The following is a 21,450-nucleotide window of genomic DNA, read 5'->3' as shown; positions in this document are numbered from 1 at the left end:
TTAATAGATTTCTAAATCTGCTCTTCCTCCTGCTCCATAGACTTTGGTTATTACTTTCTCTAAATTTTCTTTTTTCCTTTCGGAGAGCCATAATTCAGCATATTTGTTGCCAAAACTGGCAAATTCTGAGAATTTTAATCTTCCATTAATTCTATCAATGGAAATCTTTAACATATCTCTTATAAGTGCCAAATCTTCAGGTAGATTTGCCTGAGAAATGGTCTCAAAAACTTCTTCATATTTCTTTTTGAGTTTTTCTTTATTGGAAAGAAGATTGGTCATTTCCAGGTAATAATCTGCCCAGAAATCTCCAGTGGGTTTTCTTTCTCTATCCTTTAATAGTTCGGTAGCATGTCTATACATCTGATCTCCTAAGAATACATGTTTAATGGTTTCTGCTATGTCGTTTTGGCCTAAGGTTTTTCTTACTTCAAGAATCTCTCTACTCTCACCTCTTAAAGAGATCCATTTTTCTTCCCAATCTTTATTTCCCTCTGCTATTTCCATGGTGGCCAATATGAGTGGATCTAAGAAGGAGTATAGGCATTCTGCCCCATCATCTCCCCAAGAAGTAAGAAGAAAACCAATAAGTTTTTCCTTTTTGGCAGGAATTAGAAAGTTTGTGATATTGGCCAGAGCAACATCAAAATTAGGATAGAATCTGTTCCAATTGGAAAGCCCTGGACAAGCAATCTCCCTTTCTTTTCTTTTACCAAACATATTTATCTTGTTTAGGAAATGTTCTTGAGGAAGGTGAGTATAATCCCAATTAGCTATTATGGTTTCATCCCATATGTCACTTTCAAGCACAATCTTCCATCTTTCTTTTTCTTCCTCTCTTAAATACATGCCTGTTAACATATCTCCCCATACCATGGGGATTTTTCCCTTTTCTTTTACTTTGTAGATTAGATTTCTATGGTGCATCTCAAAAAGCTCTGGCCCTTTAAATACTCCATCTTTATCAAGACTTCGTCCTCTTCCAAGAGCCCAGGTTTCATCTCCACCTATATGAATGTACTTTGAAGGGAAGAAATTTATTACCTCTTCTAAAAGATCATAGGTAAAATTCTTTGCTTCTTCATTAGAGAGGTCTATACATCCTTCTTCGGGTCTATGCCACTCACTAAACTTCATAAAATTAGGAAGCACTAAAATATTTTCCATGTGGCCACAGAGCTCAAGAGAAGGAAACACCTCTATATTTAATTTTTGGGCATAGCTTATTATTTCTTTTAATTCCTCCCTTGTAAGTCTTCCTCTTAAGGCTCCAATCTCTGGATATTTTTCCCACGGAAAGAGATCTTCAAAGTAAATAGCAAAGTAATTATACTTGAGGAGGAATAACCATCTTAAAATTCTCTTGAATTCCTTTAAATGAGGAACTCCTCCTCGTGCAATGTCCAAATGGTAGCCACGGAATTTAAAAGAGAATTCTTCTTCTATTATTGCTTCTGGAAGTTTATTGGGGTTTTGCGTTAAAAGTTGAATAAGGGTTGCATAGGCTACATTTTCATCTCCCCATATTAATATCTCGTTTTCTTTTATTTCTATACCATTTCCTTCTTTTTCAATCTTTTTTATTCTTAAATTCCCCTTGGGAACTTTAAACTCTTGACTTAAGAATTCTGGGAAATTTTCAAAGCCTTTAAATTCAAACCATCTTCCTTTAAACTCTAATCTTTTAGGCTCTGGCACTATGAATATCTTATTCATCTTTTTCTTTAACCCCTTTCAAATAGTAATCTTTGTTTACTTATTATAGCATAAACTTCATTTTATTCTTAGTATTAGTTTTTCCCTGTCTACATTAGAAGTTTTTAGGTTGATTAATTCAGGATTATTTATACCTACACCAAGTTCTATTGCTCTCTTTATCTGAGGATGTTCCCACATGTTTTTATTTTGGATCTCTGGAGTAGTACCAAGGAGTTTTAATAAAGATAAGCCAGTAATATCGCAGGCAATTCTATCAGTAGAGGCTATAATCATTCCTACCTCTCTTTCCTCTCCCTTTGCAGGTCCTCCTCTTACAAAAACCTTTGAGGCATCAAGTATGTTTAAAGAGGGACTAAAGGCGGTATTTAATTCTCCAATCATCTCTTTTAGATATCTTGAGCTATGCATTAGTATTCTATCCTCTCTGTGAATGAATCCTACAAAATTTTTCAAAGACATTGTGAAGTCAGCTATAGAATGGGTCTTTACTACTGCCACATTTATGATATGATCTACTTCTTTTACAAGCTTTGGTATTCTGAAGCCTCTGCTCCAATATTTTAAGCCTTCTGGTTTTACCCAAATCCATTCCATGTTATCTAAAGAGTAGACTTCTATGCCTGCTTTTTTGGCAACTGCCAATATCCCTGTAGTTTCCATGTTTTTTAGAGTATTGGGCCAGGGAATTCCTGAGGAGTCTGCAACAATTATTCTTTTCGCTCCTTTTTCTTTTACCATTTCAATCACTTCTGCTAAAACTTCTGGGTTTGTAGTGCCTGGATAGGGATCATTGGAATTAACATTTGGTTTGATCAACACAGTATCTCCAGGCTTTATAAAGCTCATTCCTCCACAAAGTTCCACTGCTTTTCTCACTGATTTACGTATATTCTCTTCTTTAGCAACTCCTACATCTACAACTTCGGGGATTCTTTTTTCTTGATTTATTAGTTCAATGTTGTTTTTGGCAATGTAAACCCTATTTTTTTCAGAGATTTTAAATAAGGAATTTTCTTTTAAGATATCCTGTCCTTTTGATAAACTTTGAGAAATTAGAAAAAGAGCACCTAAACCAAGGGTAAGATATGTTTTCTTATCTTTCATAATTTATCCCCCTCCTCTTTTCTAATAAAAATTCTGCAAATTCTTCGTAGGGTTTAAGATCTTTACTGGGAATGGAGATTCCAATTTGCAAATTCTTACCATGAATTATAAGAAAAGTAGGCCTCCATAAGAGATATATTAAGAGAGAAATTAAAGATAGAATGTATAGTCTTCCTACTACAAAGGCCATGAAGAGAAAGGAAAATATCTTGTCTCCCTTCTGGGTTATTTCTACCCCTTCTATTTCTTTAATAAGAAGATAGGTTTTTCTTTCCTCAAAAAATACTTTTCTTCTCTCTATAAGAAGGTCTCCTTCTACCTCTAAAGTGCTTTCTCCTACAAGAAGATCTGATGGGAGAGATAACCAAACAGTTGCAGGTCTTCCCTTAACTTGCATTTTAATTACCCCCTATTTTTAAATCTAAAAAAATAAGGAGGAGACCAAAAGGCTCCTCCTTATTATATCAATTTCTATCTTAATAGGTTATTTTTAGCTATTTATTTCTTTTAATAGGTTTTCTAACATTTCTTCTGTAAATTTCCCTTGTCCAAAATGAATGAGATTTCTTAATGGCATGTATTTCATCATTTCTGCAAAATTCATAATTGCTTCTTCAGAAGAGAAGGCAGGGAAAGCACTTGCAAATTGCTCTAATATGTGCTTAAACTTGGCAGATGCCTCTGGATCGCTCATGATGTCCCCGATGGTTGAATTAATATGGTAATGTCTTTTTATCTTTGTGGTAGATTTTACGAATACTTTATCTTTTAATACAATGTCTCTTGATGATTTTCCAATTAGTATTTCAAACTCTCCGTCTTCCACATACCAATCTTTTATGTCTATGTTGTAAAAGGCAAAGGCTCTCTTATCAAGATAAAATACCACTTCTTTTTCTTCTCCTGGCTCGAGTTCTACTTTCTCAAATCCTTTTAGTTCTTTTTCAGGCCTTATATAATTACTTTTTACATCTCTTACGTAAAGTTGTACTATCTCTTTCCCTTTTACTTTTCCTGTATTTTTCACCTTTACACTAACTTTGAGTACTTCATCATCTTTCATCTCTTTCTTATCAAGTTTTAAATCAGAATATTCAAAAGTAGTGTATGAAAGACCATAGCCAAAGGGGAATAATACTTCCATCTCTTTCTTATCATAGTATCTGTATCCTATAAATATACCCTCTCTATACTCTGATCTATCGTCTTCTCCTGGGAAGAATAAGTAAGAAGGATTATCACTCAATTTCTTAGGAAAACTTTCTGGAAGTTTACCAGAGGGGTTTACTACTCCGAAGAGTACATCAGCTACTGCTCCTCCCCAAGCTTGTCCTCCTCTGTAGGTTTCGAGGATTGCTTTTGGTTTATCCACCCATGGCATCTCTATAGGAGCTCCATTACTTAGTACAACTACAAGATTGCTATTTACTTTTGCAACTTCCTCTATTAATCTATTATGGCTTTCAGGCATCTTCATATGAGGTCTATCAAATCCCTCCGATTCATATCTCTCAGGGAGTCCTGCAAAAATTACTACTACATCTGCTTTTTTGGCAATCTCTTTTGCTTCTTCTATAAGTTTTTCATCTACATCATCCTTTTCTATATGGTATCCATCTGCATAAAGAATTTCTACTTTATCTCCCACAAGTTTCTTTATTTCCTCTACTGCATCGTCTACCCTGGTAGGATTTACATGAGCGCTTCCTCCTCCTTGTATTTGAGGTTTCTTAGCAAAGGCACCTATTAAGGCTATCTTTCCCTCTTTCTTTAAAGGAAGGATATTATTTTCGTTCTTAAGAAGTACAAAACATTCTCTTGCTATCTCTCTTGCAAGTTTGTGATGAGCCTCTTTATCATATGTGGCATTTTCTTTTTTATTCTCTATTGCTTTAAACACTATTTTAAGGATTCTTTCTACTGCTCTGTCCAAGACTTCCTCAGGAAGTTTACCACTTTTGACTGCCTCTATAATCTTTTTATCTCCATTTCCGCCATCGTAGGGCATTTGAAGATCAAGTCCTGCAGCAAGTCCTTTTACTCTATCGTTTACTGCTCCCCAATCGGATACTACAAATCCCTCAAATCCCCACTCCTCTCTTAGCACTTTTGTAAGGAGAAATTCATTCTCTGAGGCATAAGTCCCATTTACTTTATTGTAAGAGCACATTACGGTCCAGGGCTTTGCTTCTTTTACTGCCTTTTCAAAAGCAGTGAGATAGATTTCTCTTAATGTTCTTTCATCAATTATAGCGTCAACAGTAAGTCTTCGGTGTTCTTGATTGTTGGCAGCAAAGTGTTTAAGAGAGGTTCCTACTCCTTGACTTTGTACTCCTTTTATAAAGTGGGCTGCAAGCTCTCCTGCAAGTATTGGGTCTTCAGAGTAATATTCAAAATTTCTTCCACATAGAGGGGATCTTTTCATATTTATTCCAGGACCAAGTAGTATCTGTACATTCTCAGCCTGACACTCTTCACCTATGGCTTTTCCCATCTTTTCAGCAAGCAACTTATCCCAAGAAGCAGCTATTGTCACTGCAGTAGGGAAACATGTTGCAGGTACTGTTTTGCTGAACATAGTTTCTTCTTTTCTAAGTCCATGGGGACCATCCGACATTCTTATGGATGGTATGCCAAGCCTTTCAATGGGTTTTGTATGCCAAAAGTCAAGTCCAGAGCAGAGACTTGCTTTTTCTTCAAGAGTCATTTGAGATATAAGCTTTTTAATATCCTTCTCCATTTGTTTACCTCCTTGACTAATAATTCTAATAAAAAGGGGAGAGAAATTTGTTTGCTCTCCCCTTTCTATTCTATAAGGAATTTTATACTCGAGTTTCAAGTTCTCCTATATCTTCCCACTTTTTATATAGAGTCGGTATACTTCCAATAAGATTCTTAGTGTAATCATGCTTTGGATTAGAAATTATTTCATCAGGTGTTCCTGTTTCTACTATTTCTCCTTTATACATTATGAATATTCGATTTGAAATATAATAAGCAAGTCCCATATCATGGGTAATAAATATGACTGATGTTCCTGCTTCATCTCTTAGATTTTCAAAGAGTTTGATTATACCACCACGGGTTGATGCATCGATCATAGATACAGGTTCGTCTGCTATAACAAGAGATGGTTTTAATAACCAGCATCTTGCGATCATTATTCTTTGTTTTTCTCCTCCAGAAAGCTGGTGAGGATACTTTCCAAGAATATTTTTAGGCTCTAATCCTACATGCCTTAATGCCTCTTCTATTAATTCTTTTGATTTTGGATTTTGGGGATCTACATCTATAAGTCTTAGAGCTTGATGTAATATTCTATCAATGGGGTAAAATTGGTTATAACTTGCAAAGGGATCTTGGAATACTGCGTGCACTTTTCTGTAGTAATTTTTCTTATCTTCCACTGTTTTTATGTCTTTCCATACATTTATGCCTTCTACAATGATATCCCCTGATGTTGGTTTTTCAATTCTTAATATCATTTTTGCGGTGGTTGTTTTTCCAGAGCCACTTTCTCCCACAAGGGAAATTATTTCTCCTCTTTCTACAGAGAAATTTACATTTTTTACAGCATGAACCTGTCTTCTTACGAATAAGCCAACCTCATATATTTTGTTTAAATTTTTAACTTCTAACAGTGCCATCTTCTCTCACCTCATTTATTAAATAGAAAACATGCTACTTCTCTATTGGTATCTACCTTCTTAAGGGGAGGTTCTTGTTCTTCACAGATAGGCATCTTGTAAGGACATCTTGTGTGGAATCTGCATCCTACGGGAGGATTAGCAAGGTCAGGAGGAGTTCCTGGGATGTATGATATTCCACGTTTTTTAATCTCAGGCTCAGGGGTCACTACTGAAAGTAGTAGACCTTTTGAATAAGGATGTAATGGTTCTTTAATAATATCTTCTACGGGGCTAACTTCGACTATTTTTCCAGCATACATAACCACCATTCTGGTTGCAATTTGTCTTACTGTAGCGATATCGTGGGTTATAAAGACAATGGATTCGACAATTTCTCTTCTTCTAAGTTGTTCCAAGGTTTTTAATACTAACTTTTGATTTGCTACATCTAAAGCAGATGTAGGCTCATCACATATAAGAAGCCTTGGATTTAGAAGAGTTGCGATGGCTATTACAGCTCTTTGTCTCATTCCTCCCGAAAGTTCAAAAGGATATCTATATATGTCATTAGGGCTTATTCCTACATCAGTAAATCTTTGTTTTGCTCTTTCTATTATTTCTTCCTCATTTAGAGCTCTTTCGAAGTGGTCTTTAACTAAATCCGATATAAAGTCTCTTATCTTTTTAGTAGGCATGAGGGCATTCATAGCAGATTGAGGGACTATAGAGGTTTCTCTTCCCCAAATAATTTTTTGGAGTTCTTGTCTTGGCATTTTATTTAATTCTAAAAAGTCTGCTCCTACGTTCAAAGTTACCTTTCCATCAATAAAAGTTAGGGGTTTTTTAATATTCATTATCATCACGTTGGAAAGAGTTGACTTTCCTGATCCGCTTTCTCCTACAATACCCACTACTTCCCCCTTGTATACATTTAGGGTAACTCCATCTACTGCTTTTACATAAGCATCTCCTCTTGCATAGTAAGCTTTTACGTTATCTAAGCTAATTATCAAAGTTCCTTTCATTTTTATCACCTCTCTCTTAACTTTGGATTGAATACTTCGTCCATTGCTGTAGTGATTATTAATAGAGAAGAAGTGAGGGCAACTATAATGACGCCAGGGGGAATAAACCACCACCAAAGTCCTCTTCTTATTGCTTCCATCAACACTGCCCACTGAAGAACTACTCCTAAGGTTACGCCTTTTGTAGGTCCTAATCCAATAAGACTTAATCCTGCCTCTCCTAATATACCACCGTTAATAAAGAGGATAAAGGCCATGAAGGTATATGTTGCAATTGCAGGGATTAGGTCTTCTATAGCAATTCTAAAGTCTCCATATCCTGCAAGTCTGGAGAGATATACATACTCTCGGTTTATTAAGCTCATGAGTTGAGCACGTATAGCCCTTGCAAACCATGGCCAGGAAAGTATTCCTAATATTATTGCGATAACTTCTAAACTTCTTACTTTTAGATAACTAGCAATAAGTATAGCAAGAAGAATACTTGGTATTGTTAGAACTATATTAGTAAGTCCCATCAAAAGGTCATCAACAACCCCACCTTTTATAGCAGAAAAGGTTCCCACAAGAAGTCCTATACTCATAGAGATAATTGCAACTAAAAATCCTATATATAGAGATGACCTTGTGCCATTTAGAACTTTTGCTAATAGATCTCCTCCATAGGTATCGGTTCCTAATGGATACTGTTTGCTTGGAGGTTGTTCTGGCATTCCTGCAAAGGAATTAGGATCCTTGGGATAAACAATAGGACCTAATATAGCCATTAAAACAATTAATAAGAAAATGGTTATGCCTACTATAAATTTGGGGCTTTTAAATAATGGTCTTATCATTTCTTTCCACATTTTAGCTTCCCTCTCCTTGTCCTAATCTTATTCTTGGATCCACAATGGCATATACAAAATCAACAATAAAATTGGCTAAATATATAGCCACAATTAAGATGACAAAAATAGCTTGAATTAATGGATAATCAAGGGTACTTAAGGCTCTAAAAAGAATGTATCCTGTTCCAGGATAGTTAAAAATAAGCTCCGTTATTAGGGCACCACCCAGGGCAGAACCTAAGTTAAGGGCTAAACCAGTAATCTGGGGTAACAATATATTTCTAAATACATATTTGAAAACAGTACGGTCTCTCATACCTAAATTTACAGCAAAAACAGTGTAGTCTGCATCTAATTCATATATAACCAGGAGTCTTGTTCCAATAGCCCAGCCTCCTATAGCAGCAATTACTATGGAGAGGAATGGAAGAATGTAATGATAAAGTACATCAAGAATAAAAGTAAGGGAAAAACTTGGAATTAGTCCTTGAGAGTATCCACCTTGGTTGGGAAAAATATTTAATTTCACAGCGAATAAATAAATGAGAAGCATTCCTAACCAATAATAGGGGATTTGGCTAATTACGAGAGAAGAGTTTAATACTATATTATCAATCCATGTCCCTCTCCTATTTCCAGCTACTGCTCCAAGGGTGTTTCCAATAATCCAGGCAGTTAGGGTTGCAGGTATCAGCAAGAATAAAGTCCATGGAATAAAGGGAGCTAAAACATCGATACATTTTTTTGGATAGTAGTGAATAGATGTTCCGAGATCTCCTCTGAAAAGACGTCCTAAAAAACTTAAGTATTGAACATGAAGAGGTTTATTAAACCCAAATTCTTCCATCATGGTTTTTTGTACGTTGGATATAGTTTCTGGATTGCTTGCTCCCTGTACTGCTATACGTTGGAGAAGAACTGCTAATGGATTTCCTGGAATAGCTCTTGGTAGTATGAATATTATAGTGATTGCTACAAAATAGGTGAGAATTAGGAAGAAGAGTCTTCGACCTATGTACTTTAGGAAGGGTTTCATGGCTGTTTTTGGCATTTACTCTTAAGCCTCCTTTTGCATTCCTTTAAATTTCCTAACTAAATAACCCCCCGGAAAGCCCGGGGGGTTTATATTTCTGGCTTTACATTAGGACCTTAGAGCATGGTCCATTAAAATCTTCCTAAGACTATTTTGCTTTTGCTAATGCGTTGAGAACGTCGTTTGTTGGTATAAGGAGCCCACCCTTTGCTTTTAACTCTACCCAAGTTGGCACTTTAGGTGTTTGTCCTTTTGGTGCTATACCAAAGAGCACAGGAAGTGCCATGTTGCTCCAAGGAGCAGCTGGGAACCACCATGGTCTGCTCTCATTGGGCCATCCAGTCCATACAGTCTCGTTGTACTCGTACCAGTGAGCACCATAGAAGAGTGGAATTGCTGGTAGATCTCTGTAGATTATTCTTTGTAATTGATAGAATAGTGTCTTCTTTACCTTTGGATCAAGAGTTGCTGCAATCTTATCTAAGATCTTACCAACTTCTGGATTATTATATCTTTCAAAGTTACCATATTGATCTTGACCAAATGGTTTGTAAAGGGCTGGGTCTAATACTAATCTGTATACGTTCCATGGATGATCAAATCCAGGACCTGCAGACCATCCAAGGATGAAATCAAAGGTTCCTTGAGTCCATCTGGTCCACCATACAGAGTAGTCTGGGAATTCTGTCTTGACATCGAGTCCGATTGCTCTCATGTTTGCTGCCATCATTTCACACATCATCATCCAGTCAGTCCAACCACTTGGAACTTGTATGGTGAAGGTACCCATTCTCTTACCATCTGGGCTTATTCTTATACCATCTTTTCCTCTCTTGTATCCAGCCTTATCCAGTATCTCGTTTGCTTTCTTAAGATCAGTCTTTGGTTTTCCATCGGGTGAACCCCATACATATTTTGCGTAGGCTTGATCGATGTATTCTTTGTATGATTCGAACACATCTATTACCATTGATGGATGAGCCTGGTTACCATAACCAAAGTATGCCTTATCAAGCATTTCTTTATATGGTATTGCATAAGCTATAGCTTTTCTTACAGCAGGGTCTTTAAGTAATGGATTGTAATAGCTAATGTAGAGGAGATTAACACCCTCTGGCATGAAGTATGGTTTGTTCTTGAACCAGGTTCCAATGGGGAGCTTCTTCTGAGTCCAGAGAGAGCTTACATCTGGTATGAATACCCCTGCCCAGTCAGCATTTCCTTTCTCAAAGTCTAAATTTGCTACAGCGTTATCTCTGTAAATTACGTTAGCAATGTATTTAGGAACAGGAAGTCCAAATACTGCTTTGCCCCACCAATCGTCTATTCTTCCATATACTACAATGTTGGGATCTGCATAATAGAGTTTGTATGGTCCAGAAACTACTTGTTTTGCAGGATCATCATTTTGAAAGTCCTTTACTGCTTGTACTCCTTTCTTTAATAGAGGCTCGTATACATGTTTTGGAACTATCCTTGTAGTGAAAGCATAACCTAAGAAGGATGCATAGTTTTGAGCATCTGGTCTCATTACGAATTCTACTGTTTTATCATCTATTGCTCTTACGGTTTGAATGTAGTCCCACCATCCATTACCAGGTCCAAATCCTACTTCTTTTGTGCAATTAAAAGTGAATACTACATCATCAGCAGTTATTGGTGTTCCATCGCTCCATTTTGCAATATCTCTAATCTTTACCCTTAGTGTTCTCTTGTTAACTGCTGTGAAGGACTCTGCAAGTACTGGAAGCCATCCATCTTTCATGTTGCTGTAGATGAAAAGTGGCATATACATGAAGTGCTCAGTACCGTAGGTGGAAGATGGTGCATATAAACTATAAGTGGTTGCAGACCAGAGAGCTCCAACGGTATAAACGGTCTCATTACGTGGTAAAGAAACCTGTCCTAATGTGGAAGGTACAAGTAAGAGAGTTAAAAGTAAAACTGTTAAAAATACCCCTAAAACTTTACCCCTCATTTTTACACCTCCTGTTTTGGGGTAAATTTATATCTGGACCATGCTCCAGGTCCTTCGTGTAAAGAATAATATCATAAGGAAACAATTTTGTAAAGGGGGTAATTTCAATTTGAAATTATTAAAATTTTTTAATAACTTTATGCAAAAAATTACTAAAACTCTTAGTTATACTTGAGGTACATCTTCTATGAAAACGACCTCTTCCAAATTTATAGCTTCCTTGAAATAGTAAAAGGGATCTTCATAAATATTGAGATTGTCCTTTGGAAATATAAATATATTCGTTCCATGGTTAGGCACATAAAATAAAGCAAAATAAGGTAGTTTCTTTTTCTCTTCCCAAAGTTCTACTGCCTTTTTCATGGCATATTTGCTCATTTCTTGCATTAGATCTACCCCACATCCTACCGGAGGATAATCTTTTATATCTATGGGAATTTCGAAAAATTTTGTAGAGAACTGTTTTATCTTATATCCTCGATGTAGGTGTACAACTCCTATTATGGGAGGATAGAGGTCAATTTTTGTTTTTATATTTAGTAAAGGTAATGTGAATTCTTCTGCCTCCACAGAGGGGCCAAGATTTTCTTCTTTTTCTTTTTTAATTAATCCCACCTTTCCATTTTTGAGAGGAATTATGGGGGCTAAATCTTTGTAAGATAGATTGCTTTTTACTGTACCATATTTTCCTGAACAGGTAACTATAAATATACCATTCATAAGATTAAACTCTTGAGGGGGTTTTATTTCAGGTTCAAAAGCTATAAAGGCTCCTTCTGCTTGACGTGAGTAATTTACAAGTCTTACGATAAGCTTTAGAAGTTTTTCATCTTTTACTAAATCCTTTATCTCTACAGGTTCAGAGAGTAATTTCTTTTCTCCTAAAAAATTCCCCAGGTTTATCATGCTATTTACAATTTTAGAGTTTTGCCATATTTCTTTCTTTATCTCCCAATCTATCTCTTCATAACCTCCTACTTCTTTGCAAGATCCGAAAACCATAAGCCTTTTTGCTAATTCTTTAAGGTCTAAAGATGGATGTCCTCCTTCTAATGTTCCTAATATAACTTTGTTTTGGGCAATATTTCCGTTTTTATAGGGAACAATAATATTCTTGAAGGCTCCTAATTTTGCCATTAGGAATCTTATGAATTGAATTTTTGTTTTTGAAGATAAAAGGTGAAAATTTATATTGTCCTCAATAAATATTAAATTTATAAAATTAGGGTGGAGTTCGGGAAATATTCCTAATTTCTTACATATTTCCCTTCCAATACTAATAGCGAAAGGGGGATTTACTTCAGGAAGATATTCCCTCAAAACTTTGCTTTTCTCCGAGATTTTGTTGTTTTTTAATACTTCTTCAATTTTCTCATCTAATTTTCCTAAAAATACTGGATTTATTATTACTGCATAATTATTTTTTAGTTTTTTGTCTGTGTTCTCTTTCCATGTAATTACTTCACAGCTTTTTTTAATAAATTCTTCTTTTAGGATATTAAAGATATGATTTTTAATCTCTTTGATATTCTCTGGTATCTCTATATTAGTCACTTTCTGTATATCTTCTAATAATATCAATGTGGGATATTTTAGCCACCAAGACATATTCCAATTTCCCCTCACCATTTTTAATTATTATAATACGTTGTATTAATTGTGTTGATAGGTTATTATTTTAAAAGTTAGGAAATAATAAGAGGGAGGGATAATAAGTGAAAAAAATTAAAGTAAAAAATCCTATTGTGGAACTTGATGGAGATGAGATGGCAAGAGTAATGTGGAAATGGATTAAAGAAGAACTTATTTTTCCATATTTAGACATTCCCATTAAGTATTTTGATTTGGGTATTCAAAATAGAGATGCTACCTCGGATATGGTTACTCTTGAAGCTGCCAAGGCTATAAAGGAATATAAAGTGGGAGTAAAGTGTGCCACTATTACTCCAGATCAAGAGAGGGTAAAGGAGTATAACTTGAAGAAAGCCTGGAAAAGTCCCAATGCTACTATAAGAGCTTATTTGGATGGGACGGTTTTTAGAAAACCTATTATTGTTAAAAATATACCTCCTTATGTAAAGACTTGGAAAAGGCCTATTATAATAGGAAGACATGCTTATGGAGATATATATAATGCTTTTGAATACAGAGTAGAAGAACCTATAGAGGTGGAGATTGTTTTAAGGAGTGGTTCTGAGGTTAAGAATTTTAAAGTTCACTCCTTTGACGGGAAAGGCGTATTTATGCTTCTCCATAATACGGAAAAATCTATAAGGAGTTTTGCGAGATCTTGTATAAATTATGCTCTTTCTGAGAAGGTAGATCTTTGGTTCTCTGCTAAGGATACTATATCCAAGATTTATCATGGATATTTTAAAGAAATATTTCAGGAAGAGGTAGAAAGAAGAAAAGATGATTTTGAAAAAGCAGGGATAAATTATAGGTATTTTCTTATTGATGATGCTGTTGCCCAGATATTGAAATCCGAAGGTGGTATGCTTTGGGCTTGTATGAATTATGAGGGTGATGTAATGTCAGATATGATTGCTGCAGGTTTTGGAAGTCTTGGACTTATGACCTCAGTACTTGTTTCCCCTGAAGGAGAATATGAGTTTGAGGCTGCTCATGGTACTGTAAGAAGACATTACTATGAGTATTTAAAAGGTAATAAAACTTCTACCAATCCTACGGCGTCAATTTTTGCTTGGACAGGTGGCATAAGGAAAAGAGGAGAGTTAGATGATACACCTGAAGTTGTTAATTTTGCCGATAAGTTAGAAGAGGCAACCATAAAAACTATAGAAAGTGGAATTATGACAAAAGATTTGCAACCTTTAGCAGATCCTCCAGTGGATAGATATTATTACACCGAGGATTTTATAAGGGCTATAAAGGAGAGATTAGAAAGTCTTTTAAAAAACTAAATCTTTCCAAAAATTTAGTAATTCGAAAAGATCATTGAATAGAAAGTTGGGATTAGAAAGAATAAGTTTCTCTTTTGGGGTGAAGGGGGAGAAAATTCCAATGGTTATGATTCTAACTCTTTTTCCCATCTCTATATCTTCAGGAGTATCTCCTACATATATTACCTCTAAAGGGGAAAGTTTTAGTTTACTTAATATTTTTAAAAGGGGTAAAGGATCGGGCTTTGGTTTTTGAGAATCTTCCCAAGTAATCCATTCATCTATGTATTTTTCAGGATGGAGATATGGTTTTTCTCTTTTTATGTCTTCCTTTGTGCTTGCTGTAACTACCCCTATTTTAAGATTAAGATCTCTCAAGAAAGTTAGGTTTTCTATTGCTCCCTCTCTCCATTTTACAAGGGAATAATCGAAGTAGTCTTTCCATAGTAGGTCAATTTCTTTCCAATATTTTTCTGGGATATTGTGCCTTCTATATATTTCGTACCAGTTAGGAGAAAATTTTTCTCTATATTCTTCTTCGGATATGTCAAATCCAAATTTATTAAAAATTTCCCTTGTAGCCTTTATACAAGCTGAAAATGAATCTACAAGGGTTCCATCCCAATCAAATATTACACCTTTTAATTCCATAGGGTTATATTATATTTATGAATACTTCTACTAATTTAGGATCAAATTGTATACCTGCAAATTTTCTTAATTCTTCTATAGCTTCTTCTTTTGTCTTTGCCTTTTTGTAGGGTCTTCCTGAGGTCATTACCTCATAAGCATCTGCTATAGCAAAAATCCTTGATACTAATGGTATTTCTTCGGCTTTTAACCCTCTCGGATATCCTTCTCCATTCCACCATTCATGATGAGTAAGAATATATTCTGCAATAGGGGCAAGTTCATGAGAGGTTATAGCGATTCTATAACCTGTTTCTGGATGAACTTTTACTTTTTCAAATTCGGTTGGAGTAAGTTTTTCAGGTTTTTTCATAATTTCCTTTGGAATTGCTATTTCACCAATATCATGAAAATGGGATAAAAATATTAGAGCTTCTCGATCTATATCAGAGAGAGTAAGAATGTCAGACATTTTTACCACTAAATCTTTTATATTCTTTTCATGTTCTTCATTTTCAAAGGTGTTTTCCCATAAAAGATTTTTAAGAGATCTAATGATGGAGTCTCTAAAGGTTTTGTCTTCAATTAATTTATTCCTATACATGCGGTCTTCTGCTTTTCGGAGGATCTCTGTCATCTCTTCATCTTCTTTTTCTTTTGTAGCATATCCAAGGGCAATACTAAGAGGTATGGGATGATTTTTATCGGTTTCTTGATTATATTTTTTGCAGTTTTCTTTTATTCTTTCACAGATTTTTTCTACCACGTCCTTTGGGGTTTTGGGGAAAATTATGACAAATTCATCTCCGCCCCACCTTGCAATTATATCTTCTTTTCTACACGATCTTTTTAAAACTTCTGCTATTCCCTTTAAGAGTTTGTCTCCTTCATTGTGTCCAAAGGCATCATTTACAAGTTTTAGACCATTTAGATCTCCCATTACAATGCTTATAGGAAGTTGCCTTTTAGTGTCGAGCCTTTTTAATTCTTCTTCGAAAAATGCTCTATTGTATAATCCTGTAAGTTTGTCATGAAAAGTAAGATACCTGATTTCTGCTTCTAGGATTTTTGCTTCTGTAATTTCTTGGGTTATTTCTATGGCTCCAATTATCTCGTCCCTTTCATTTTTAAGAGGGTAAGATTTTATGCGCCATACTCTTCCATCAGGAGTGGTTATTTCTCCTTCTGATACCTCTTTAGTTTCCATGGATTTTATTACAGGACAATTGGGGCATGGGGTATCTCTCAAGTGCCAAAGTCTATAACATTTTTTGCCTATTATATCTGCCAAATCTAAATCTAATGAAGATTGAGCTGATTTATTTGCATAGACAATATTCATCTCTTTGTCTAATACAATAACCATCTCTTTTAATGTGTCAAGAATCAATACCTCAATCAATTTTCCATTTATTTCTTTCATCTTTGTGTCCCTTAATCTAAGAACTTTTTGATAATATCTTCTAATTGTTCTAAACTTTTATATTCTATAGTTATTCTTCCTTTAGTAGGACTTTTAGGTTGGATTTTTACTTTAGTTCCTAAATATTTTTCCATTTTTTCTTCAAGAGATCTTATCTCCGGAATGTCTATCTCATCTTTAATTTTTCTTCTTTTAACAAGTTCTTCTGTCTCTCTTACCGATAGTTTTTCCTTTATTATCTTTTGGGCTAAAAGTTTTTGTATATAAGGATCTTCTACACTAAGGAGTGTTCTTGCATGTCCATAAGTTAGATTGCCTCTTCTTACTTCTTCTTGTATTTCAGGAGGAAGTTGAAGAAGTCTTAAAAAGTTTGAAATTTCAGATCTACTTATAGAAAGTCTTTGGGCAAGTTCTTCTTGAGTTACTTTGAAGGTCTCTATATAGTACTGAAATGCCTTTGCTTTTTCAATTGGGTTTAGGTCTTCTCTTTGTAGATTCTCAGTGAGGGCAATATCCCATGCTGATTGGTCATCAATGTCCTTGACAATTACCGGGATCTCTTTTAGACCTGCGGTTTTAGCAGCATGATATCTTCTTTCTCCAGCTATTATTTCATAATAATCGCCTTTAGGTCTTACCAATATAGGTTGTAGTAAGCCTAATTGTTTTATTGATTCTACTAATTCTTGTAAAGTTTCTGGATTCAGAGTTTCTCTTGGTTGTTGTGGGTTGGGGACTATTTTTTCTATAGGTATTTTTTCTATAAGATTTTCCTCTTCTCCTATTAAGGCTTCAAGTCCTCTACCTAACCCCTTTTTCTTCAAAGACACGTTCTATCACCTCTTTTGTAAGTTCTCTGTAAGCTTCTGCTCCTGAAGAATCTGGGGCATATTCAAAGATAGATTGAGAATAACTTGGGGCTTCACTTAATCTTACGTTCCTAGGAATAATAGTTTTAAAAACTTTGTCTTTAAAGTACTTTTGAGCCTCTTCTATAACTTGCTGGGCAAGAGTAGTACGGCTATACATAGTAAGGAGTACTCCGAGAATTTCTAAATCCTGATTTAGATTCTTCTTTATTAGGTTTATAGTTTTTAATAGTTGGCTTATTCCCTCTAAGGCATAGTATTCGCATTGTAAAGGAATAAGAACATAGTTAGAGGCAACTAAAGAATTGACCGTTAAAAGACCTAAGGAGGGGGGAGAATCAATGAGAATTATGTCAAAATTATCTTTGATTTTATCCAAAACTTCTTTAAGTTTTAATTCTCTGAAAAGCATGGATACTAATTCTACTTCTGCTCCAGCAAGATCAATATTGGAGGGAATTATGAATAAATTTTCTCTTATTGGGTTTTTCCCGTCTCTTAGCGAGTAAATTACATTCTCTACAGGAACTTCTTCAATAAGGGCTGAATAGAGATTGGGTTTTTGGTTTTTAAGATTTGAGATACCACTTGTAGTGTTTCCTTGCGGATCAGCATCTACTAAAAGTACTCTTATTCCCCTTTCTGCCAAGGAGTATCCTAAATTTATTGCTGTGGTAGTTTTTCCTACGCCACCTTTTTGATTGGCTATACTTATTACTTTCCCCATAGTTCTCCTTTATAGTGTTTCACGTGAAACATTTTTTAAAGTTCTTTTTTCATCTCTTCTACTTCTTCCTCTCCTTTTTTATAGAAATTTTCCTCTTCCTTATCAAGTTCTTTTAGCAATTTTAAGAATTCTCCTGCGTGTACTTTTTCTTCGTTGGCAATATCATAAAGTACTTTTTTAGCAAGAGGATCATCGGTTGCTTCAGCAATTTCCTCATATAGCTGTATAGCCTCGTATTCCGCAGCTACAAAAAATCTTATAGCTCTTATTAATTCTTCTTTGTTAATTTTTCTTCCTATTCCTAAGGTAGAATAAGGAGTACCAAATTCAGGCATTTTTTTACCTCCCCTTGAAAAGTTTGGTTTTTATTATATCATATAAAATCATGAATGAGAATTTAAAGGATAAAAGAGGGATTGTATTTTCTCTTCTCATAGCTTCTTTTTTAGCGAGCTTTTTAGGCTCTGCAATTAATATAGCTATACCTATAATAGGTAAAGAATTCAAATTGGATAATGTGGCTCTTACTTGGTTGAATACTTCTTTCCAACTTTCTTCTGCGACTTTTCTTTTGTTTTTTGGAAAACTTGCTGATATAAAAGGCAGAAGTAAACTATACTATTTAGGAATATCAGTTTTTGCTGTTGGAGTTTTTTTTCTATTTTCTCTAGGAACTATTTACTTTTACTTTTCTCGAGAATTATTCAGGGTATAGGGAGTTCTGTAATATTTGCCACTTCGTCTGCCATATTAACCTCTCTTTATTCTGAGAAAAGAGGATATATTCTTGGAATCTACACCACATCGGTTTATTTTGGCCTTTCCTTTGGACCTGTGTTGGGTGGGGTTTTAACTCAATATGTGGGTTGGAAGGGTATTTTTATATTTACTTTTATATTAAGTTTTTTAAGTATTATTTTAGGAATATCTTATAGATTAGATGAGGTTAGAAATGAGGAGAAATTAGATTTATTAGGAGGATTTCTTTTTTCTCTTTTTGTCTTTCTTATCCTCTTCGGAACCTCTCAGATCTTAAAGTTTACGGGAATAGTTAGTGTAGGAATTGGGCTTGTGACTCTTTTAGGGTTTTATTTTGTCGAAAGAAGAGTTAGTAATCCAATCCTTGATATGAACTTACTTATGAATAATAAAACTTTTACCTTTGCTAATGCTACTGCTCTTATAAATTATGCTTCTACTTTTGGGGTTTCTTTTCTTTTAAGTCTTTATCTCCAAAATATAAAAGGAGTTTCTCCCAGGGATGCAGGACTATTTCTTGTTTTTCAGCCTTTAACCCAAGCTTTCTTTTCGGCTTGGGCTGGAAGACTTTCTGATAGAAGAAGGCCAGAGATTTTGGCCTCCATAGGAATGTTTATTATTTCCTCTTCTCTTTTCCTCCTTTCTAGAATTGATACTGAAAGTTCTATTTTTTTGATACCTCTATATGGGATATTTTTAGGATTTGGTTTTGCTTTATTTTCTGCTCCTAATACTAATATAATTATGAGCTCTATAGATAAAAGATATTATGGTTTTGCTTCTTCTTTTCTTGCCACTATGAGAATTATGGGACAGAGTTTGAGCATGGTTATGATTGGAATAGTTTTTTCATTGGAGAGTTCTTTTATGAACTCTTATAGGATTCTTATGTTAACATATGGGATTTTGTGTATTTTAGGTGTTTTTCTGTCCATAAAAAGGCATGAAGTACATAAACTTTCTTAATATTTTACTGGTTTTCATTCTTTTTCTCGGAAATATGACTCCTGGATCTATGGATGAAAAAGAATTAGCCCTTAAATACTCACCCTTACTTTTTTTAGATGATAGGGAGCCTTTTTTGCCTTATAAAGTTGGTTATACTGTTTTTGGGAAGGACGCAAGAAGTTATTCCTTTAAAAGAATGATCTCTTTAGGAAAAGATGAGATATGCATAGAGTATGCCATATTTTGGGATTTTGATATTGAGCATATGTATGACTTAGAGCATTTATGGGTATATGTAAAGGATAATAAAGTAATTAAGTTTGAAGGTAGTTGGCATGGAAGATATTTAGTTTTTAAAGAATTTCAATTGATTGATTCTCATCCTGTAGCCTATGCTCAACCTGGAAAACATGCCTTTTCCTCAGTGAAGGATTGCTTTAATAGTAATTTAGTTACCTATCTAATGACTATAATCCCCTGTAGATTTTTAGCAGGAAGAGGTGGGGTTCTGCGAAAGGAATTTGAAAAGTCTTTAAAAGAAGAGGATAAAATTTTGGTAAAAAATTATTTAAAAAAGTTTGCTTTTTGGCCTTCTTTTTCTTTTAATAAAAGATTTGAGATAAATGAAAGTAATCTTATTCCTTGGAAGGAATTAAATATTGAAATTTCTAAAAGAATAGAATATCTTTTGCTTAAAATAAAAGAAGGATTTTAATTTACTCTTAACCTATTTATATAAAGATTTAATTGAAAATTAAATACCCTTTAAATTTAATGGTCTATGATTTAGAATGAAAAACAAGTGGGAGGTGAAAAAATGAGAAAATGGATTCTATTGCTTATGATTCTTCTTCTTTCCTCTGTATCCTTAGGACAACAAGTAATCATCAATGGTGCTGGTGCTACTTTTCCTTATCCTCTATATTCAAGATGGTTTTACGAGTTTGAGAGAGAGACAGGGATAAAGATAAATTATCAATCGGTAGGTAGTGGTGCTGGTATTCAACAGGCAAAAGCAGGTACTGTAGATTTTGGGGCTACTGATGCTCCTCTTCCTGGAAAAGAACAAGAAGAGTCAAAGCTTATTATGATTCCTACTGTGGCAGGAAGTGTTGCTATTGTATACAATCTTCCTAACGTAGAGAAGGGATTGAAATTGTCGAGGGAGGTTATTGCAGATATATATCTTGGAAAGATTAAAAAATGGGATGATCCTAAAATAAAGGCATTAAATAAAGATATTAATCTTCCTAGCATTCCTATTGTGGTGGCAAGAAGGTCTGATGGTAGTGGTACTACTGCTATTTTTACAAATTTTTTGTCTGCAGTAAGCTCTGAATGGAAGGAAAAGGTGGGAGCTGGCACATCTGTGAATTGGCCTGTAGGTATCGGAGGAAAAGGAAATGAAGGAGTAGCTGGAATAGTTAAGAATACTATTGGCGCTATTGGTTATGTAGAGTTTGCCTATGCAGTTCAAAATAAGTTAAGTTATGCTCAAATAAAGAATAAGTATGGGAGCTTTGTAGAACCTTCGATAGATACTGTAAAGTATGCAGCATCTTTCTTTAAACTGCCTGAGGATTTTGCAGTCTATATAGTAGATGCGCCAGGAAAAAATAGTTATCCCATAGCAGGATACACTTTCTTGCTTCTTAAGAGAGAATATCAGGATCTCGAAAAGGCAAAGGCAATTGTAAAATTCATAAGATGGGCCTATGAAAAAGGAGATAAATATGCTGAGGAGCTTCTTTATGTACCTCTCCCTGATAATGTGAAAAAATTGGCCTTAAAGAAATTAGATCTGATAACCTATCAAGGAAAGAAAGTAGTAGATCTTTTAAAGTAAATTAAGGCTTCCTGTAAGCCCTGAACT

20 protein-coding genes are annotated in these 21,450 nt (G+C 34.7%); 5 read left to right on the top strand and 15 right to left on the bottom strand.

Annotated features, from left to right (window positions below; all coding sequences use genetic code 11):
- The 10 genes from DICTH_RS09440 to DICTH_RS09395 form a co-directional block, all read right to left on the bottom strand.
- Nucleotides 1-1,716, bottom strand: a complete 1,716-nt coding sequence (locus DICTH_RS09440) for a beta-N-acetylhexosaminidase (RefSeq protein WP_012548003.1) — start codon at nucleotides 1,714-1,716, stop codon at nucleotides 1-3.
- Nucleotides 1,717-1,773: 57 nt separating this feature from the next.
- Complete coding sequence (locus DICTH_RS09435; protein ID WP_012548587.1) at nucleotides 1,774-2,823, bottom strand: DUF362 domain-containing protein; 1,050 nt, start codon at nucleotides 2,821-2,823, stop codon at nucleotides 1,774-1,776.
- Nucleotides 2,813-3,220 carry a hypothetical protein gene (locus DICTH_RS09430; protein WP_012548578.1) on the bottom strand — a complete coding sequence of 136 codons (408 nt, stop codon included), beginning with the start codon at nucleotides 3,218-3,220 and terminating at the stop codon, nucleotides 2,813-2,815. The genes DICTH_RS09435 and DICTH_RS09430 overlap by 11 nt, the downstream gene beginning before the upstream one ends.
- Nucleotides 3,221-3,313: 93 nt before the next feature.
- Nucleotides 3,314-5,563: a glycoside hydrolase family 3 C-terminal domain-containing protein gene (locus tag DICTH_RS09425; RefSeq protein ID WP_041723615.1), complete on the bottom strand. Its 2,250-nt coding sequence runs from the start codon at nucleotides 5,561-5,563 to the stop codon at nucleotides 3,314-3,316.
- Between the two features lie 82 nt (nucleotides 5,564-5,645).
- Nucleotides 5,646-6,470 carry an ABC transporter ATP-binding protein gene (locus DICTH_RS09420; RefSeq protein WP_012548219.1) on the bottom strand — a complete coding sequence of 275 codons (825 nt, stop codon included), beginning with the start codon at nucleotides 6,468-6,470 and terminating at the stop codon, nucleotides 5,646-5,648.
- A gap of 11 nt (nucleotides 6,471-6,481) precedes the next feature.
- Nucleotides 6,482-7,477: an ABC transporter ATP-binding protein gene (locus DICTH_RS09415; RefSeq protein WP_012547387.1), complete on the bottom strand. Its 996-nt coding sequence runs from the start codon at nucleotides 7,475-7,477 to the stop codon at nucleotides 6,482-6,484.
- Between the two features lie 5 nt (nucleotides 7,478-7,482).
- Nucleotides 7,483-8,325: an ABC transporter permease gene (locus DICTH_RS09410; RefSeq protein ID WP_012547951.1), complete on the bottom strand. Its 843-nt coding sequence runs from the start codon at nucleotides 8,323-8,325 to the stop codon at nucleotides 7,483-7,485.
- Between the two features lies 1 nt (nucleotide 8,326).
- The gene (locus DICTH_RS09405) at nucleotides 8,327-9,358 is read right to left on the bottom strand and encodes an ABC transporter permease (protein ID WP_012547103.1); all 1,032 of its coding nucleotides are present in this window, start codon (nucleotides 9,356-9,358) and stop codon (nucleotides 8,327-8,329) included.
- 130 nt (nucleotides 9,359-9,488) lie between these two features.
- The gene (locus tag DICTH_RS09400) at nucleotides 9,489-11,318 is read right to left on the bottom strand and encodes an ABC transporter substrate-binding protein (RefSeq protein WP_012547263.1); all 1,830 of its coding nucleotides are present in this window, start codon (nucleotides 11,316-11,318) and stop codon (nucleotides 9,489-9,491) included.
- Between the two features lie 165 nt (nucleotides 11,319-11,483).
- Complete coding sequence (locus DICTH_RS09395) at nucleotides 11,484-12,926, bottom strand: hypothetical protein (RefSeq protein WP_012548116.1); 1,443 nt, start codon at nucleotides 12,924-12,926, stop codon at nucleotides 11,484-11,486.
- Nucleotides 12,927-13,033: 107 nt separating this feature from the next.
- Here DICTH_RS09395 and DICTH_RS09390 point away from each other — a divergent pair, with 107 nt between their 5' ends.
- Entirely contained in the window at nucleotides 13,034-14,242 is a 1,209-nt protein-coding gene (locus tag DICTH_RS09390) for an NADP-dependent isocitrate dehydrogenase (protein ID WP_012547826.1), read from the top strand.
- Here the strand turns inward: DICTH_RS09390 and DICTH_RS09385 are convergent.
- Genes DICTH_RS09385 through DICTH_RS09365 form a run of 5 tightly spaced genes read right to left on the bottom strand, consistent with a single transcriptional unit; the run spans nucleotide 14,231 to nucleotide 18,205 of the window.
- The gene (locus tag DICTH_RS09385; protein WP_012546998.1) at nucleotides 14,231-14,872 is read right to left on the bottom strand and encodes an HAD family hydrolase; all 642 of its coding nucleotides are present in this window, start codon (nucleotides 14,870-14,872) and stop codon (nucleotides 14,231-14,233) included. The genes DICTH_RS09390 and DICTH_RS09385 overlap by 12 nt on opposite strands.
- Nucleotides 14,873-14,876: 4 nt before the next feature.
- On the bottom strand, nucleotides 14,877-16,274 hold the full coding sequence (locus DICTH_RS09380; RefSeq protein WP_012547766.1) for a sensor domain-containing diguanylate cyclase/phosphohydrolase: 1,398 nt from the start codon (nucleotides 16,272-16,274) through the stop codon (nucleotides 14,877-14,879).
- An 11-nt stretch (nucleotides 16,275-16,285) separates the two neighbouring features.
- Nucleotides 16,286-17,104, bottom strand: a complete 819-nt coding sequence (locus DICTH_RS09375) for a ParB/RepB/Spo0J family partition protein (protein ID WP_012548648.1) — start codon at nucleotides 17,102-17,104, stop codon at nucleotides 16,286-16,288.
- Nucleotides 17,076-17,870, bottom strand: a complete 795-nt coding sequence (locus tag DICTH_RS09370; RefSeq protein WP_012548633.1) for a ParA family protein — start codon at nucleotides 17,868-17,870, stop codon at nucleotides 17,076-17,078. Before DICTH_RS09370 ends, DICTH_RS09375 begins: the two co-directional genes overlap by 29 nt.
- Nucleotides 17,871-17,905: 35 nt before the next feature.
- Nucleotides 17,906-18,205, bottom strand: a complete 300-nt coding sequence (locus DICTH_RS09365) for a ferritin family protein (protein WP_012548406.1) — start codon at nucleotides 18,203-18,205, stop codon at nucleotides 17,906-17,908.
- 50 nt (nucleotides 18,206-18,255) lie between these two features.
- Here DICTH_RS09365 and DICTH_RS10185 point away from each other — a divergent pair, with 50 nt between their 5' ends.
- The 4 genes from DICTH_RS10185 to pstS all read left to right on the top strand — a co-directional run bounded on the left by DICTH_RS10185 (nucleotide 18,256) and on the right by pstS (nucleotide 21,423).
- Complete coding sequence (locus tag DICTH_RS10185; protein ID WP_012547644.1) at nucleotides 18,256-18,585, top strand: MFS transporter; 330 nt, start codon at nucleotides 18,256-18,258, stop codon at nucleotides 18,583-18,585.
- On the top strand, nucleotides 18,486-19,595 hold the full coding sequence (locus DICTH_RS09735) for an MFS transporter (protein ID WP_081428041.1): 1,110 nt from the start codon (nucleotides 18,486-18,488) through the stop codon (nucleotides 19,593-19,595). Before DICTH_RS10185 ends, DICTH_RS09735 begins: the two co-directional genes overlap by 100 nt.
- Nucleotides 19,573-20,292 (top strand): hypothetical protein, encoded by a 720-nt coding sequence (locus DICTH_RS10180; protein WP_049751903.1) that lies wholly within the window; start codon nucleotides 19,573-19,575, stop codon nucleotides 20,290-20,292. The genes DICTH_RS09735 and DICTH_RS10180 overlap by 23 nt, the downstream gene beginning before the upstream one ends.
- Before the next feature lie 102 nt (nucleotides 20,293-20,394).
- On the top strand, nucleotides 20,395-21,423 hold the full coding sequence (gene pstS, locus DICTH_RS09350) for a phosphate ABC transporter substrate-binding protein PstS (protein ID WP_012547024.1): 1,029 nt from the start codon (nucleotides 20,395-20,397) through the stop codon (nucleotides 21,421-21,423).
- The last annotated feature ends 27 nt before the right edge of the window (nucleotides 21,424-21,450 follow it).

This window comes from Dictyoglomus thermophilum H-6-12 (assembly GCF_000020965.1).
In the GTDB taxonomy this organism is placed as follows: domain Bacteria; phylum Dictyoglomota; class Dictyoglomia; order Dictyoglomales; family Dictyoglomaceae; genus Dictyoglomus; species Dictyoglomus thermophilum.
This window is presented reverse-complemented; position numbering and strand designations above follow the sequence as displayed.

Coding starts and splice junctions, on each gene's coding strand:
- DICTH_RS09440 (WP_012548003.1), bottom strand. CDS start 1,716: ATGAATAAGATATTCATAGTGCCAGAGCCTAAAAGATTAGAGTTTAAA.
- DICTH_RS09435 (WP_012548587.1), bottom strand. CDS start 2,823: ATGAAAGATAAGAAAACATATCTTACCCTTGGTTTAGGTGCTCTTTTT.
- DICTH_RS09430 (WP_012548578.1), bottom strand. CDS start 3,220: ATGCAAGTTAAGGGAAGACCTGCAACTGTTTGGTTATCTCTCCCATCA.
- DICTH_RS09425 (WP_041723615.1), bottom strand. CDS start 5,563: ATGGAGAAGGATATTAAAAAGCTTATATCTCAAATGACTCTTGAAGAA.
- DICTH_RS09420 (WP_012548219.1), bottom strand. CDS start 6,470: ATGGCACTGTTAGAAGTTAAAAATTTAAACAAAATATATGAGGTTGGC.
- DICTH_RS09415 (WP_012547387.1), bottom strand. CDS start 7,477: ATGAAAGGAACTTTGATAATTAGCTTAGATAACGTAAAAGCTTACTAT.
- DICTH_RS09410 (WP_012547951.1), bottom strand. CDS start 8,325: ATGTGGAAAGAAATGATAAGACCATTATTTAAAAGCCCCAAATTTATA.
- DICTH_RS09405 (WP_012547103.1), bottom strand. CDS start 9,358: ATGCCAAAAACAGCCATGAAACCCTTCCTAAAGTACATAGGTCGAAGA.
- DICTH_RS09400 (WP_012547263.1), bottom strand. CDS start 11,318: ATGAGGGGTAAAGTTTTAGGGGTATTTTTAACAGTTTTACTTTTAACT.
- DICTH_RS09395 (WP_012548116.1), bottom strand. CDS start 12,926: ATGTCTTGGTGGCTAAAATATCCCACATTGATATTATTAGAAGATATA.
- DICTH_RS09385 (WP_012546998.1), bottom strand. CDS start 14,872: ATGGAATTAAAAGGTGTAATATTTGATTGGGATGGAACCCTTGTAGAT.
- DICTH_RS09380 (WP_012547766.1), bottom strand. CDS start 16,274: ATGAAAGAAATAAATGGAAAATTGATTGAGGTATTGATTCTTGACACA.
- DICTH_RS09370 (WP_012548633.1), bottom strand. CDS start 17,870: ATGGGGAAAGTAATAAGTATAGCCAATCAAAAAGGTGGCGTAGGAAAA.
- DICTH_RS09365 (WP_012548406.1), bottom strand. CDS start 18,205: ATGCCTGAATTTGGTACTCCTTATTCTACCTTAGGAATAGGAAGAAAA.
- DICTH_RS10185 (WP_012547644.1), top strand. CDS start 18,256: ATGAATGAGAATTTAAAGGATAAAAGAGGGATTGTATTTTCTCTTCTC.
- DICTH_RS10180 (WP_049751903.1), top strand. CDS start 19,573: ATGAAGTACATAAACTTTCTTAATATTTTACTGGTTTTCATTCTTTTT.
- pstS (WP_012547024.1), top strand. CDS start 20,395: ATGAGAAAATGGATTCTATTGCTTATGATTCTTCTTCTTTCCTCTGTA.